16 protein-coding genes are annotated in these 15,260 nt (G+C 69.8%); 14 read left to right on the top strand and 2 right to left on the bottom strand.

Features of this window, described 5'->3' with window-relative positions:
- Positions 1–10 precede the first annotated feature (10 nt).
- From AC069R_RS32145 to AC069R_RS32135, 3 genes are all read left to right on the top strand, one after another.
- Positions 11–700 (top strand): zinc finger domain-containing protein, encoded by a 690-nt coding sequence (locus AC069R_RS32145; RefSeq protein WP_478770262.1) that lies wholly within the window; start codon positions 11–13, stop codon positions 698–700.
- Positions 701–1,481: 781 nt separating this feature from the next.
- Positions 1,482–1,973 carry a mobilization protein gene (locus AC069R_RS32140; protein ID WP_478770243.1) on the top strand — a complete coding sequence of 164 codons (492 nt, stop codon included), beginning with the start codon at positions 1,482–1,484 and terminating at the stop codon, positions 1,971–1,973.
- Entirely contained in the window at positions 1,970–3,703 is a 1,734-nt protein-coding gene (locus tag AC069R_RS32135; protein ID WP_478770242.1) for a relaxase/mobilization nuclease domain-containing protein, read from the top strand. Before AC069R_RS32140 ends, AC069R_RS32135 begins: the two co-directional genes overlap by 4 nt.
- Positions 3,704–3,794: 91 nt before the next feature.
- Here the strand turns inward: AC069R_RS32135 and AC069R_RS32130 are convergent, their stop codons facing one another.
- The gene (locus AC069R_RS32130; RefSeq protein ID WP_478770241.1) at positions 3,795–5,234 is read right to left on the bottom strand and encodes a hypothetical protein; all 1,440 of its coding nucleotides are present in this window, start codon (positions 5,232–5,234) and stop codon (positions 3,795–3,797) included.
- Positions 5,235–5,529: 295 nt separating this feature from the next.
- On the opposite strand from AC069R_RS32130, the gene AC069R_RS32125 reads away from it, so the two are divergent.
- From AC069R_RS32125 to AC069R_RS32075, 11 genes are all read left to right on the top strand, one after another.
- Entirely contained in the window at positions 5,530–6,192 is a 663-nt protein-coding gene (locus AC069R_RS32125; RefSeq protein WP_478770240.1) for an HAD-IA family hydrolase, read from the top strand.
- Positions 6,193–6,298: 106 nt separating this feature from the next.
- Positions 6,299–7,501, top strand: coding sequence for a helix-turn-helix domain-containing protein (locus AC069R_RS32120; protein ID WP_478770239.1), 1,203 nt, complete (start codon positions 6,299–6,301; stop codon positions 7,499–7,501).
- Between the two features lie 188 nt (positions 7,502–7,689).
- Positions 7,690–8,133 (top strand): recombinase family protein, encoded by a 444-nt coding sequence (locus tag AC069R_RS32115; RefSeq protein ID WP_478770238.1) that lies wholly within the window; start codon positions 7,690–7,692, stop codon positions 8,131–8,133.
- Positions 8,130–8,336: a hypothetical protein gene (locus AC069R_RS32110; protein ID WP_365736174.1), complete on the top strand. Its 207-nt coding sequence runs from the start codon at positions 8,130–8,132 to the stop codon at positions 8,334–8,336. The genes AC069R_RS32115 and AC069R_RS32110 overlap by 4 nt, the downstream gene beginning before the upstream one ends.
- Positions 8,336–8,539 carry a hypothetical protein gene (locus AC069R_RS32105; RefSeq protein ID WP_478770237.1) on the top strand — a complete coding sequence of 68 codons (204 nt, stop codon included), beginning with the start codon at positions 8,336–8,338 and terminating at the stop codon, positions 8,537–8,539. The genes AC069R_RS32110 and AC069R_RS32105 overlap by 1 nt, the downstream gene beginning before the upstream one ends.
- A gap of 104 nt (positions 8,540–8,643) precedes the next feature.
- The gene (locus tag AC069R_RS32100; protein ID WP_478770236.1) at positions 8,644–9,531 is read left to right on the top strand and encodes a glycosyltransferase family 8 protein; all 888 of its coding nucleotides are present in this window, start codon (positions 8,644–8,646) and stop codon (positions 9,529–9,531) included.
- A complete protein-coding gene (locus tag AC069R_RS32095) occupies positions 9,528–10,409 on the top strand; it encodes a phosphotransferase family protein (protein ID WP_478770235.1) in 882 nt (293 codons plus the stop codon). The genes AC069R_RS32100 and AC069R_RS32095 overlap by 4 nt, the downstream gene beginning before the upstream one ends.
- Positions 10,406–11,137, top strand: coding sequence for a glycosyltransferase (locus AC069R_RS32090; RefSeq protein WP_478770234.1), 732 nt, complete (start codon positions 10,406–10,408; stop codon positions 11,135–11,137). Before AC069R_RS32095 ends, AC069R_RS32090 begins: the two co-directional genes overlap by 4 nt.
- A gap of 14 nt (positions 11,138–11,151) precedes the next feature.
- On the top strand, positions 11,152–12,030 hold the full coding sequence (locus AC069R_RS32085; protein WP_478770233.1) for a PIG-L deacetylase family protein: 879 nt from the start codon (positions 11,152–11,154) through the stop codon (positions 12,028–12,030).
- Positions 12,027–12,641, top strand: a complete 615-nt coding sequence (locus tag AC069R_RS32080) for a hypothetical protein (RefSeq protein WP_359745837.1) — start codon at positions 12,027–12,029, stop codon at positions 12,639–12,641. Before AC069R_RS32085 ends, AC069R_RS32080 begins: the two co-directional genes overlap by 4 nt.
- A gap of 7 nt (positions 12,642–12,648) precedes the next feature.
- The gene (locus AC069R_RS32075) at positions 12,649–13,710 is read left to right on the top strand and encodes a glycosyltransferase family 4 protein (protein WP_478770232.1); all 1,062 of its coding nucleotides are present in this window, start codon (positions 12,649–12,651) and stop codon (positions 13,708–13,710) included.
- Here AC069R_RS32075 and AC069R_RS32070 read toward each other — a convergent pair.
- Complete coding sequence (locus tag AC069R_RS32070) at positions 13,680–14,723, bottom strand: phosphotransferase (protein WP_478770231.1); 1,044 nt, start codon at positions 14,721–14,723, stop codon at positions 13,680–13,682. The genes AC069R_RS32075 and AC069R_RS32070 overlap by 31 nt on opposite strands.
- Positions 14,724–15,260: the final 537 nt, after the last annotated feature.

Below are 15,260 nucleotides of genomic sequence, written 5' to 3'. Positions count from 1 at the left end.
GCAACCACCCCTGGAGCGCAACGAAATCGCCGCCATCCTCGCCTACATCGGCCGCCTGGACCCCCGCACCATCCGCACCGGCCCGGGCGAGGCCCGTGACCAGATCGCGCAGTGGCAGGAGTTGCTCGACGACGTGCCCTTCGCCACCGCCCACGGCTGGGACGTCCGCGAGGCGATACGGTCCCACATCCTCGACTCGCCGTACCCGATCCTCCCGGTGGACGTCGCCCGCAGGTGGCGTGCCCACCGACGCGACCGTCTCGACCGGCACACCGACCCCACCCCGGCTGCCGACCCGGACGATCCGGCCGCCTGGCGAGCCGAGCTGCTCCGATCCCGCAACACTGTCGCCGCCAGTCTGGCCGCCCCCTCGACGCACCGGCAGATCACCAGCGGTGGCCGGTCCCGCGACGTCGCGGAGCGCCTGCGCGAGATCGGGTCGTGCATCCCGCCGGTCGTCCGCGCCGAGCTGGCCCGCTACCGTCCGACCCGCGCTGCGCGTGAGGACGCCGGCCCCAGCGGCGGCCCCGACGTGCTCAGCGTCCGATGCGGGTGGTGCCAGGCACCTGCGGGTGCCCCGTGCCGTCGACGGCGGACGAACCCTGACGGCACCGTCAGGGGCAACACCATACGGGCGACTCCCCACCCGTCGCGCATCGATGTCGCCACTGCCCGGCTGGACCGACGGCGGGTTGCATGACGCAGCCCGCCTCGCTCCTCGCGGCAGCTGCGCCGTCCCACGACCGATCGGTCCCGGACGAGCCGCACGCGATCGGCGAGGACATCTAGACGACCACGTCCCGGAGACCGAACCCGCGAAGATCGGGAACCGAACCTCGGTACCCGACTGTCCCCGCGATCACGATCACCTCATGGCGGGGACGGTGGCGCACAGGGACCGCATCGCGGGGACCGTGACGACGGCACACCGGGAACCGAGAGGGTACCGGTCCCCGAGGAAACCGCAGCTCAGAGGGCATTTCGTGCCCGTCCCCAGAGCGTCCCCAGCGGCGGGGACCGTCCCTGCAGCAGCCCGTTCCAGTCTCCCTCGGGGACCGCGACCGTGCCGGGAACGGGACGGTCCCCGTGACGACCTGTCAAGGGGACCGTCCCCGATGAACGTCGCATCTCCGTCCCCAAGCGTTTGGGGACCGTGTACCGCAGCGCTGTGGGGACCGGTCCCCCATGCGCTCTCTGCAGCCATAGCCCCGCACCCGACAGCGCCGACCTCAGTTGCCCTGGCCAGATCCCATCCCACAGCCGCCGAATTGCTCCGGCCACGGCCCTCGTCCGCCGTCGGTCGGCCCCCGGCGGCTCGGCTCCACGTCCGAACACACCCTGGAGAACCACTCATGCACGACCGACACCACCAACACACCAACCGGCAGGAGACTCCCATCGCCCCAGACAACCGCGCAGCAAGTTGGAGGTCCGGACACTCCCCCGCAGGGGGAGCGCCCGAACCTGACCCCGCCCCGGGGGTGGCGGGGCCCGACCTGCGCCAGGGGGCGCCGGACGGGAAGGCTGCGACCGAGGGCGGACCGCAGCCAGGCAAGGCCAGCCGGAAGGGCAAGGCCAGGAAGGGGAGGTCCCGTCCGCGTGACAAGAAGCAGCGCCCCGCCCACAGCGTCCGCCTCAACGAACAAGAACTCGCCATCATCCAGTCCGGCGCCGAGCACGTCGGCATGAGCGTGGCCGGGTTCCTGGCCCACTCCGCCCTGGCCGCTGCCCGCGACCAGTCCCGCACCGCGGCGGCCATCGCCACCGAGCGGGACATCCTGACGGCCCTGTTCGGTGTGCGCCGTCAGCTCGGCTGGGCGGGCAGCAACGTCAACCAGGCCGTCAAGGCCCTCAACTCCGGTGTCGACGTACCGCACTTCGCCGCTGCCCTCGCCGACCTGCAGCGTGCCGCGCAGGCCGTCCAGCGGGCAGCAGACAGGGTCGCGAACGGGCAGGAGGGCGAGGCGGCTTGATCCCCCGGATCCACCAGCAGGGCAGCAACACGCTCGGGCTCCTGCACTACCTGTACGGCAAGGGCACCCACGAGGAGCACATCGACCCGCACCTGGTCGCTTCCTTCGACGGCATGGCCCCCGACCCCGGCCGCGACCCTTCGGCGACGAAGAAGGACCTCCAGCACCTCCTCGACCAGCCCCTGTCTCTCCTCGACGCGGACCGGCGTCCCGGCAAGCATGTCTGGCACTGCTCGGTGCGCGCCGCGCCCGACGACCCGATCCTGTCCGACGAGCAGTGGGGCGACATCGCCCGCCGTATGGTCGCCGCCACCGGCATCGATCCCGGCGACGGGGCCGGCTGCCGCTGGGCAGCCGTCCGGCACGCGGATGATCACATCCACATCATCGCCACCCTGGTCCGCGAGGACGGTCGCCGCCCCGACCACCACCGCTCCGGCAAACGCGCTCAGGCCGAGTGCCGGCTGATCGAAAAGGAACTCGGCCTGCACCAGGTCGCGCCTGGGGACGGCACCGCCGCCAAGCGGGCCACCAGTGCGGAGCGGTACAAGGCCGAACGCACGGGCAGGGGGCGTCCGGCGCGGGAGGAGCTGCGTGAGACCGTGCGGCGTGCGGTCGCCGGCGCCGGCAGCGAGGAGGAGTTCTTCGACCGGCTGGCCGCCGCCGGTCTGCTGATCCGCAAGCGCGTCGCGCCCTCCGGCAACCTGCTCGGCTACAAGGTTGCGCTGCCCGACGACCGCAACGGTGAGAAGGAGCCGGTGTTCTACGCGGGCTCCACGCTCGCACCCGACTTGTCGCTGCCCCGCATCGGCGAGCGGTGGACGCTTCCCGTGGAGGCCGCTTCGGCGGACGGCTCCGGCGCGGAACAGCCGGCACTGCCAGACGTGACGGGTCCCGCGTTCGCGCGGCGCCGGGCGAGCGCCGCCACGTGGCAGGCGCTACTGATCATCGATCACGGTGACGACGGGGCAGCAGCGGCCCAGATCGCTGGGGCGGGTGAGATCCTCGACGCGCTCGCCAAGACCTCCGCCGCCCACACCCGCGCTGAACTCCGCGAGGCAGCCTTCGCGTTCGAGCGGGCGAGCCGCTCCCACACCAAGGCCGTACGCGGGCACGACCGGGCCCTGCGCCAGGCTGCCCGCGACCTCGTCCACAGCGGGCCGGCCCTCGGACGCGGCGAAGACGGCGCCGCCACCGCCATGCTCATCGACATGGCCTTCTTCTTCGCCATCACCGCGGCGAACTGGCATGCCAAGAAGCACCACGCCCAGCAGGCGAAGGCTGCCCGCCAGGCGGCCGAACACCTCCGCGCCGCCTACCAGGCCGCCGCCAGCCAGCCCATGGACGTGCTCCGGCAGCGAGGCCGCCGCATGCCCCAACCCCTGCAGCACCGGCAGGTGGCCGTCCTGCACCACGCAGTGCCCGACCTGGCCGGACAGATCCTGGCCGAACCCGGCTGGCCCGCCCTGGCCGCCACCCTCGCCGACGCCGAGGACGCCGGCCAGAACCCGGCCACCTTGCTCGCCGAGGTCACACGACGGCGAGAACTCGAGAGCGCCACCTCGATCAGCGACGTCCTCGTCTGGCGCCTGCGCCGCAGTGCCCACCTGCCCGCCGCCCCGGAAATCCCCCAGGACACGACCACCCGAGACAAGCACCGCGCCCCTTCCCCGGCGCCCACCGCACAACCCGCGAACGGGACATCGAACGGCACCGCCCGTCGGCTCTGACCGGAAAAGCGCAGGCGGAAGGTGGCCGAGGATCCCCGGTTACCGAAACCGGGAATCCTCCGGACGATTTGGCCAAACGACTCTGCACTGATCAGGCAGCGGCCGGATCCTCCTGTGATTCAGGCTGTTCAGGGACGGTCGCCGTGTGAATACAGCGGACCATGGCCCCCGTGTCCGTCTCGCGCAGCCCCTGGTGGTCACACTGGGGGCAGGCGCTGATCACGGAGCGGTCCCGCACTCGCTTGACCTCAGCGTTCAACTGCCTGAGCACTGCCAGCGCAGGCGGCTGTTGGTGCCAGCGCGGCGGGTCGTACTCCGGGATGGCATGGTGGACCTCGATCGCGGTGTCGATCTTGTTGTTGAGGATGGTGACCGCACCAGAGGACGCCTCGGGCGGGCCCATGTGCGCGTTGCGCTCTTTCCAAGCCGCCGCCGAGTCCGCTGCCCGCCAGGCGAAGCAGATCATCTGCCCCGACGTGTATCCCGCCGCGAATCCCTTCCTGACGATGTCGGCCAGTTCCTGGCGCCGGCCTTCAGGCACGGCGGGGTAGTCGTACTTCTTGGTCAGAAGCCCGTCGAGGTAGGAGATGACGTTGATGATCTCCATGCGGTCGACGAGCTCGGCCAGTGCCTGCCGGTCGTCGTGAGCTTCCTGGCCGGGAGCGGTCATGAAGTGTGCCCTGACAGCCCGCGCGTTGGCTGTGGCCGTCGGGCTTCCGCCTACCAGGCGCCACTTCACCTCCAGGCCGAAGAAGCGGAGTTCGCCGTCCTCCTCGGAGACGTCGAATGCCTTACTCGGCGTCTCGGAGGCGATGGCGACCAGGTGGGCACGGTACAAATCGAGAAGGGCCTCTGTGTCCCTTTCTGTGTCGCCTGTCCATCCGAGCGAGCCCAGGTCGGCCATGCTGGGCAGGGGCTTGCCAGGGTTGTAGGCGGCGTGATTGACCAGGACCAGGTACAGGGCGAGAGCAGTCGGACGGCCGTAGGGCAGACGGCTCGTTGATCCGTCCTTCGCCTCTTCGTCGGCGAGGGCTTCGGCGATGGTCCGCGCCTCTTCCTCGGCCTTCAGCTTCTCCCGTTCCTTCTCGGCGCGCGCCGCCTGCAGTCTCCGCTCGCGCTCACGTTCCTCGTCCTGCCGCTGGACGTCGCTGCACTGCGGACAGAGGTACCTTTCGTTGAGCCGGTTCAAGTACTTGCCGCCGACCTTGACGGCCCACGACCGGTTGGTGACTCGGATGGGTTCATCACAGTTCCGACAGAGCGACTTGAGCAGAACGGCGTGGGAGACGGACGTGGCCGTCGCTGCAACCCATTGCTGGTCACCAATGCTCCCCACCGTGAGGGCCCAGGTGCCCTCCGCAGTGATCTCCCAGTACTGGGCAGCAACTTCCTGTGCCTGCTTGGGACAGTCGGCCTTGATGACGGCGCGAATGCGGGGCTCGCCGGGTGGGAACTCGATGATCAGCGGGGATGGGGCAGTCAGCTTCTTCTTCGCCTGTTCCCGCTGGCGACGGCGTTGGCGCTTACCCATGCGACTCACTCTGACTCATGTCATCAGATGATCTCTCATGCCGGACACGCCGGTGGTCCTTTTCGGAAGTACGAAAGGGTGATTGGGCGGCTTGCAAAGTGACGCACCGGACCGGTGGCGGCGTGCTTGAACGACCTCCGGCCGGTGGCGTGCGTACACCCCTCCAGATTGGAGCACGGCCATGGAACGCCTGGGTGGGGCCGGAGTCGTCGGACGAAGTGCAAGGCTTGGCGGCATCCGCGTTCTCAGTGCGCGGTAGCGTCTCTGTGAGGCCAAGGGAGAGGGAGCACGCCGCATGCCGCAGCCCATGGGTACCACGGACCGTCAAGCCGAGCATGGGCTCATCCTGGACTTCGCGGGGGTGTTGACCGCTGATCCGCGTTCCGTGCACCGCGTTTGGTGCGAGTCGGAAGGGCTGCCCCCAGAAGCATGGCGTGCCACTCTCAATGACCACCCTGAAGGCCGGCGGTTGTATGCGGCGCTGGAAAGGGGTGAGATCGATCAGGCGGAGTGGAACAGGCGCACTGCGGCTCTTCTCGGTGCGCATGTCGCGCCGGACAACCTGATGGGACGCGCCTGGGCCGCGGTGCCCCCGGCTCGGCGCATGGCCGCGCTCGCCCGAGCTGCCAAGGGCGCGGGGTACCGTCTCGCTCTCCTGTCGAACAGCTTCGGCACGAACCCCTTCAACCCGTACGAGCAGGCAGGCATTTGGGACCTGTTCGATGTGCACGTCATCTCCGAGCAGGTCCGCATCGCGAAGCCCGACCCTGCCATCTATGAGCTGACGTTGGAGCGTCTCGGGCTTCCTGCGCAGGCGTGCGTGTTCGTCGATGACCACCCTCGGAATCTGCCACCTGCCGAAGCCCTGGGCATCACTACCGTCCTGGCGACGGATGAATCCACAACGGTGGCCGAGCTTGAGGCACTGCTCGGCGTGAGCGCCGCGCTTTCCGTCTAGCGGCGACTTCCAGCCAACTCACTGTGCAGGTGGTGCCCATGGGTGTTGCCGGTCGTAAAGCAGTGGGTACGGTCCGTGCCTGGCCGGTCGGGGAGGAGTTGCTGCCATGCAGTGGTCCGAGTACAGCACCGCTGAACGCATCAAGAGGCTGCGCGGCCCCATGACACAGGAGCAGTTGGCAGAAGCCGCCAACGTTTCCGTGGGTGTCGTGCGGAAGCTGGAACGGGGCGGCACCGCTTCCCTTCCTTCGCTTCTGTCCATCGCGTCCGCCCTCGGGACGGACATCGCCGTCCTTCTCGGCCAGCAAGCGCCCCGTCGCGCCATGGACCGTGACGAGCGCGCAGCACTGCGCGCACTGTCCGCTGCCACGCACGATGCCGCGATCGGCATTCCCACCGATACCGAGCCGGGCACCATTGACGAGCTCCGTAGTGTCGTTCGGCGCGCTGACACGGCCTACTGGGCGGGCCGCTACACCGAACTCGGGCCGCTGCTCGGCGCTTTGCTGCCCGAAGCCCGCGCCCGATACGACGTGGCGGAAGCCGACGAGCGGGAGGCCGCGGCCGGCGTTCTGGCTGATGTCTTCCAGACTGCCGGGATGGCCGCGAACGTGTGGGGTTCGCGGGACCTGGCCTATGCGGCGCTCACCTACGGTCGGCAGATCGCCGTGCAGGTCGGCGACGATCTGCGGGATGCCCACCTCGCCGCCACAACGGCGTGGGTGAATCTCCGTGACGGGCGGACCGCACAGGGCTTCACGCTCGCCGCCGCGCAGGCCGACCGGATCGAGCCGAAGATGTCCGAGCACGATCCGGACCGGCTGTCGGTGTACGGGCAGCTCGTCACGAACGCTGCTGTAGCCGCGTCCCGGGGTGGCGCCTCGCCGGATACCGCGCGGGAGTACCTCTCGCAGGCGCATGCCGTCGGCGCCCGCCTCGGCGCGGAGCATGCTCGTGGGCGGCATGCCCAACCCTTCGGGCCGCTCTACGCCGCCACCCAGGCGATGAGCATCGCCGTAGCCCTCGGCGACACCGGCGGTGCGCTCCGGCTCATGGACACCATCCGGCTGGACGAGACGGTGCCCCTCGCCACTCGGGCCCGGTACGGCCTCGACGTGGCGTTGACGCACGTGGAGTGCCGTCGGTGGGACCAGGCTGCCGACACCCTGGAAAAGGTCTGCGGCATGGCGCCGGGGTGGGTACGGCACCAAATGCTGCCCGGAGTGATCATCTCTCGCCTCGTCGGCGTGTCCGTCGCGCGGCTCCGCGGGCTCGCCCACGCAGCCGGTGTTCCCTTCGCCGTCCGCTGACTGCCCACCGCCACGCCCCGTAGCAGCCCCGGAAGCCGCCATCAGGCCCACTGCCACGCTCCATGGCAGTCCTGCCGCAGGACGACAGCGAAGCAGCACGGGACATGGCAGCCCAGCGCCACACGACTTGCTGGCGCCGCCACGAGCCGTACCTGTCCCGCGCACAGGATCGACAGCACGCTGAGCGCATGCCGAAATCCCCATCCGGCGGCATCGGGCACGTGCCGGTCGCCGTCTACTCCTGTGCGGCCGAGTCGGCCGCTGTCCGCGAGGCCGAGCGGCGTGCACGCCATTACGCTGACGCCCGGCACTGGCATGTGGCTGGCACCTGGTCCGATGACGACCCGAGCACGCCCTTGGACGCCCGCCCGGCTTGGGCGGCCGTCACGAGCGCACTGTCCTCCGGTCTGATCCGCGGCATCGTCGTCGCCGGAATCACCCACCTCGCCGAAGACGCCGGTCAGTTCGCTGCGCTCGGCGTCCTCATCCGTGACCGGGGCGGCTTCCTCACCGAGGCGGCGTCACCGCCGGCCCGCCAGACGCCGGCGCAGCACGAACGCCGCCGCATCCTCCTCGAAGCCTCCTCGGGCTGGTGGCTGTGGGGCGACCTCGTGCCGGGAGCCGCCTCGTGACCCGGGCACGGGCGGAGGTCGGTGACCTGGTCGAGGACGCAAGCGGACGTCACGCCATCGTCACCGACATCAGGCAGGGCACCGACTGGGTCCTGCGTCCGGAGTCGGGCAGCCCCACGACTGAGTGGGAGACGGACGAGCCCGGCACCCTCGACGTCATCGAGACGCGCGCAGACCGCCTGAGCCGAGAGAAGACCACCTGATGCGCAGCCGCCACAAGCCCCGTGGCGGGGCCGTTGATTCCGTCGAGCGGTTCTGCGTCGGCGTGTGGTTCACCGGCCACCTCGCTGCCGCAGTCACGCTCGGCACGCTGATTACCAACGACCGTCAGGACCTCGCCACCAGCCAGCGGCCGACGGTCAGCCAACCGGACACCAGCCCGGACGAGGCCGACCGCGCGTTCTAGCCCCCCTGCGCTTCGCTGCCAGCTCAGCCGCTGGGCGGGCGCTGACGGCTCACAGCTCATCACCAGATCACTTCCCCAGACCACGCCCGGAAGGCGGACCCGCCGTGTACGCATTCGGCATCTGCATCGACCGGCACTACCTCACCCCCGGCCTCGCCACGATCACTTCCCTGGCGGACAGCCTCAGCCCCCGCGCCCGCAAGGCGGCAGCGCTGCGCTTCCTCACCTTCGACCTCGGAGCGCCCCAGGTGCAGCTCCTGGCCCACCTCGCCAAACGGGTCGGCTTCGGCTCCTTTGCCCTGGCCCGCCGCTCCCCGCTGCGCTCCGCGCGGATGGTGGACACCTCGTACATCTCGGTCACCACCTATCTGCGCTTCGAGTTCGCTCCTGAGTTCGTCCGCCGCCCGTACCTGATCTACGTGGACGCCGACGTCCTGGTCCGCGGCGACCTGACCGCCCCGCTCGACGCTCTCCGCCCTGGCGAGGTCGGCGCCGTACGCGACGAGTTCAACCCGGCAGTCGGCCGCTGCCCGGCCCTACCGGGCGCCGCGGAACGCTGGCCGCGTCTGAGGGACCGCCCCTACTACAACGCCGGTCTCCTGTGGGCTCACACCGCCGATCTGCCGCGTATTCGCCACGGTGTCGAGCAGGCCCTGGGCAGACATCGGCAGCACATCCTCCACAACGACCAAGACGCCCTGAACCTGTGGCTCCTCCACGCCGGCCGCGTGCGGGCGGTCGACGCCGCGTACAACCGGTTCGAGGTGGGCCGGTACCTCGAACGCAGTGACTGGGTACGCCGCGTCGTCACCCGCCCCCTGCGACCGGATCCGGCCGCCCGCCTCATCCACTTCGTCGGCCCGGAGAAACCTTGGCAGGCGGACTGTCCCGATACGGACGACGTGCGGGAGTACCGCACTGTCCTGAAGCGGGCCCTGCGGCACGTCCGCGCGCTGGGCGCCGCACATCCCGAGCCGGCGGGGCTTCGATGAGCGCGCCGCCCGCGATGGTCTCCCGCGCGTGCAGCACCCTGCTCGGAACACCCGCCCGGACCGCGGAGCGCTTGTCGGCGGCCTCCCGGACGGCCGTGTTCCGGGTCGGCCTTCGCGACGGCCACAGCGTGATCGTGAAGCTGTACGACCACACTGCTCGCCGCAACGCGCTGACCGAGGCCGCCGCCATCCGTGCGGCTGGTGTCGCTGTGCCTGTCCCGCAGGTGCTCGGCAGCGGCACCATCTCCAGCGAGGGGGCCACCGCGCTCATCACCTCTGACCTCGGCGGACACACCCTGGGTGCCACCGTGCGCTCCGGTGACATCCCACATGCCCAAGCCCTCAAAGACCTCGGTGGCCTTCTCGCTCGCTTGCACCGAGCACCGGTCGAGCAGACGGTGCCCCGCCGCCCGTTCTTCGACTCGGTCTCCTCCCTGGCCCGCCGCTGCCCACCCGACCTGCTGAACCGGATCGGCCCCGCCCTCGCCGTCATCGCCGACACGCCGGAGCGAGCACCCAGCGTGTGGTGCCACGGCGACATCCACTTCGAAAACGTCGTCCTCTCCGGCCCGCGCGGCACGCGCTACCTGGTCGACTTCACCGATGCCGCGCCGGGTCGGCGGGAGGCAGACGTCGCCCACGCCCTCGTCATGACCGCGGCCCACACCCCATGGGACCGCCGCACGCTGCTCGACGCCTACGCGGCGCCCCTGGACAACACCCGGCTCTCAGCCTGGGTGGTCGTTCACACCGCCCGCTGCTGGGTCCACGCCTCGCCCGGTACCAGCCGCCGCTTGTGGTCGGACCGCCTGACCGACCTGACCCGTCAGACACCGCACCTCTTCCGCACGCTACGCGGCGAAGGGACACCTCGATGACCAGCCCTGGACTGACGGTGGTCATTCCAGCCCACAACGAAGCCACCTACCTGCCCCGCTACCTCCCCACCGTCCTCGCCTCCCTCGAACGATGGCAGGAGACGAGCGGCGAACGAGGAGAGGTGATCGTGGTGGACAACGCCTCCACCGACGCCACCGCCGACATGGCCGCCTCCTACGGCGTCCGAGTGATCGGCGAGACCGTCCGCAACATCGGCCGGGTACGCAACACCGGCGCGGCTGCCGCCGAAGGCCGCAGGCTCTTCTTCACGGACGCCGACGTCGCCCTGCCCATGGAGGCGATCACCGCCGCGGCCACCGCCATGGACGACGGCGCCGCCGGCGGGGCCATCCCACCCCTCTACACACCCAAGCGGCTCGGCGCACGACTGCTGTGCGCCTACTGGGACTACTACCGCACCAACCACGGCGGCGCACAGGGCGTCGCCCAGTTCGCCACCGCAGCAGCATTCCGCGCGGTCGGCGGATACCGCGACGACCTGTTCATGAGCGAGGACGTCGAGTTCTTCCACCGTCTGACGGCCCACGGCCGCATCAAGAACGCACCGGTCGTGATCCTCGACGAGCTGCGCGTACGCCCCTCCACCCGCCGTTACGACCAGTGGTCCAGCCTCCGGATGCTGTGGTGGCAGAACCCCGTCACCGCCCGGCTGCGGCTCAACTCCCCGCGCATGTGGCGCCACTGGTACCAGACCACCGTCCGATGACCCCGGAGCCCGCCATGACCGTGACGCTGCCCGTACCGGATGCGGAGGGGATCTACACCTTCCCCGACGACCTCATGCACGCCCACCACCAGTGGACCGAGCACCTGTCCGAACGCCACCGCGCGCAGGACCGCCAGATCATCGAGCTCAGGGCGCCGCACAGCGGGCACCGCTACTTCATCGAGATGCGGCGCCCGGCCGGCCGCCCGGTGCTCGCCATCGAACCGCACCACGACGACTTCGCCCTGTCCGCCTCCGGAACCTTCCTGGGCCATCCCCGGCCGCTCACCGTGGCCACGGTGTTCACCCGCTCGACCAGCGTCCACCCGGCCCTGGAGGACACCTACGGCACCGAGACCGTCGTATCCGACCTGCGCAGCCGGGAAGGCGCGGCTGCCCTGGCACCCTTGGCCGCCGACCGGATCCTCCTCGGCCACAAGGACGCCGAGCCCCCGTACCACCCCTTCGACCAGGACCGCCTGGACCGGATCACGGACGAACTCCGCGAGATCGTCGAAGCCCACCCCGACGCCGAACTCCTCGCCCCGGCCGCCGTCACCCGCCACCCCGACCATCTCCTCGTGCACGCGGCAGCAGTACGACTCGGATGCCGCTGGTTCTGGGAAGACCTCGCGTTCTGGGCCACCTACGCCCTGGCCGGCTGCGACCAGCACCTCTTCCGAGCGCGTACCGGCCACGCCCTCGTACCCGAGCTGGTTGACATCACCGACGTCGTGCTCGACAAGGTCACGGTGCTGCACATGCACGGCTCTCAGATGCACCCTGCCCGGAAGATGTACCGGCCGATCCGGCACGCATGGACCACGGCGGCCGACCTCCTGGGCGGCACGGGGATGTTCGCGGAACGCTTCTACCGGACGGAGTCTCTATGAAGATCATCGCGCTCGAAGGCCCCTCGTACGCCGGGAAGTCCACCGTCATTGGCCACCTGCGCACGCGCGGCATCGAGGAGCGGGCCTTCGTCTCGGACTGCTACGTCCGGCACATCGACCGCCGCGCCGACATCCCGCCAGCCCGCACCGCATCCGCAGCCGAACAGCTCGCCGCGTTCGAGACGTTCATGGGCATCGAAGGCACTCGCGTGCGCAAGGCACTCGTCAGCGCCAAGCCCGTCGTCCTCCTGGACCGTTCGGTGGACACTCTCCTGGCCCACGCCCACGCGCTGGACGCCCTGTTCGGCTACGACGTCCACCACCGTCTGCGCGACCGCCTCCAGGAGCTTCCTTTCCTGCGCCCCCATCACACCCTCTACCTCGACGTGCCGGCCGAAGAGCTGGCCCTGCGACGCAAGGCGGCCGGGCACACGGCGGCCGAGTCCGAGTACTTCCTTCACGAGCCGGCGTTCCTCGCCCACGCTCGGGACTACTTCGTCTCCGCAGGGCAGCCACCCGTGTCGAGGGAAGTGACCGTCATCCCCGCCGACACCAATCCCGATGCGGTCGCGCATGCGGTGGAGGCTCTCGTCACGTACTGGACCAGGTGACCGACTCATGCCCACAGCCCTCTTCGCGTGGCGACGCACCCCACCGCCGTTCCTCATCGGCGGAGGCGAGGTCACCCAGCAACTCCTCGCCGAGGAACTCGCGGCAGCCGGATGGCGCATCATCTACCTCGGCTCCTACCAAGCGCCCTGGGACCAGGCCCCACAGACCGCCCAGATGCGGACCTGCCTGGACGAGCACGACACCGCGTACGAGGAATCCCAGGAGGAGCTGCGCTACAGCTGGAACGGAGTGGACTGCCTCGCCGTACCGCAGCAGAGGATCACGACAGCTCTCCGGAGCCTGCTGACCCAGGCACGACCGGATGTGGTGTTCACCTCACAGGAAGGCGCGGCCGACATCGCCGCTCAAGCCAGGCCCGCCGCCCTCGTCGCAGGAATCCTGCACTCGATCTCCAAGACGGGACTCGGGGTCCTCTCCGGCAGCCCTCACCATGGTCTGGCCGTCTCCGAATTCGTTCTCCGGCAAGCGCCTCCGACCGACGGCACGCGGCTGTCCGTCCTGTACCCGCCCTTCACACTGCCGGGGCCGGGGCACCACCGGCGTGGGCGAACCGATGCCGTGCTCATGGTCAACCCGATCCCGCCGAAAGGCGCCGACCTCCTGCACCAGCTGATCCGTCGCATTCCCGAACAGCACTTCACTCTGGTCGAAGGCTGGTGGAACACCGCCGAGCAGTTCGCCGGCTACCCCAACGTGACCTATGTGCCCAGGGTCTACGACATGAGTCCCCTCTACCGCAGCCACCGCCTCCTGCTCGTGCCGTCCGCGGTGGGAGACGCCTTCCCCCGCGTCATCATCGAAGCCGCGCTGCACGCGACTCCGAGCGTCGGCAGCGACCGGGGCGGCATCCCGGAAGCCATAGGCGACGCGGGCATCGTGCTTCCCGCCGAGGCCGGCGTGGAAGAGTGGGCGCAGGCCATACGCACCGCTGACCACCACACCCTGGGGGAGCAGGCGCGGCGACGAGCGATGGCATTCACCCGCCCCCGCCTGCCGGACCTCGAACGCCTCGGGATCTACCCTGCGGCGAACGCGTCCTCGACCTGATCCAGCCGGTCAGTCCACCAGTGCAGCAGCGCCTCGTCCGCGGTGAACAGCTCATCGAAGGAGAAGTCACCGCGGTCGTAGTGGAACTCCAGCTGCCAGAAGTCCGTCATCCGCTTCCACCACAGCCGACGAGCACCGTCCACCAGCGCAGACGGCTCCAGCGGCACCACCGACCGATACCCGCCGACGAAGGCAGACACCCGCGCCAGGTCGAACACCCCGCCCACTCCAAACTGCACCTGCGCCGTCCGTACGACCTCTTCCGCGTACGGGCGCACCGCGATCCGGTCCCAGTCCAGGACGGCGGCAAGTGCCCCGTCTTCCCAGAGCAGATTGCGGTACTGCACGTCGCCATGCGTCCACCCGTGGTCACCCTGAGGTGTCGTAGATCGCGGACGGTGATCGGCGTGCTTGAAGATGAGGGCCTTCCGGTGGTCCAAGGCAGCAGCGGCTGCTTGGTCGAAGTCGCTGCCGGTGCCCTTGTCGCGTACGGCTACGGACAGCCGCTCGGCCTTCTCCACCGCTCGCTCCGGCGAGGTGATGTCCGCGATGATCGTTTCGGGCACCCCTGGCAGCAGCCCTCGGCCACAAGCCCTGCTTAGGCTCACGTGCAGGCGCCCCAGGTGCGCGCCCAGCGCACTCACCAGGGCCGGGCTGAGGTCGACACCTCGGACATGTGAGCCGGCCACCCACGGGAACAGGCACCAGGCGCCACCTCCGACCTGCGCCACCAGCGACCCCGAGGCCGTGGGTACTGCGGCACTCACCGGGACTCCGTCGGCGGCGAGGGCCGCCAGCACCCGGAGATTGCGCTGCAACCGCTCCGGCGAGACATCCGTGACCCGCTTCAAAGCGAACTGCCCGGCCAGCGTGTCCAGCCTCCAGTTCGCATTCATCAGCCCATCGGCGAGATAGCGACGCTCCCGCACGCCTCCGAGATCGAAGGCATCGATCAACTCTGAGAGCGCACTGTCGGGGATGTCGCTTCGGGCTGCCACGGTGGCATCAATCACCCCACGGACGATACGCGAGCACGCCCCATCTGAGCACGACGATCACCGGGCGCCTGCAACTCTTCCCGGCACTTCCACCGCCTTCGTCAACGCGGCGGACCTCGGCCGCTCCTTTCGGTGATCGCAGGGCTGATCAGCTCCGACGAGGCCAACCGCGTGGCGAGACTCGCCACGTGGCAAACACGACATGGGGCAGCCCCGGTTCCTCGCCGGACAAACGTGCCGACCCAGCAGAGGGGACCTCGATCGGCACCGGCCGCGTACAGTTCTCACTCGCGCGCTGGGCGCTCGCGCCTCGAACGACCTGGCGAGCACGCCGCCTGGCATCTGAGTTCGGCCCGGGCATGGACGGCCGCACGGCATGGGTGATGGCACGGCTGGCGCGACATCCGGAAGAGCAGGCGTACGCGATGCGGCACCTGGAGGGCGAGGAGAGCGGCTGCTAAGAACTCCTAACGAAATGATCTTCGGGGTGATTGGATCACTGCGGGACTGGTGATCTGGGGGTGTGGGGTGGCTCGGCCGAAGCCCTGGGAA

The sequence above is a fragment of the Streptomyces sp. NPDC043952 genome (genome assembly GCF_056435325.1).
Note: the sequence above shows the minus strand (reverse complement) of the source record. Positions and strands in the feature narration are given on the sequence as shown.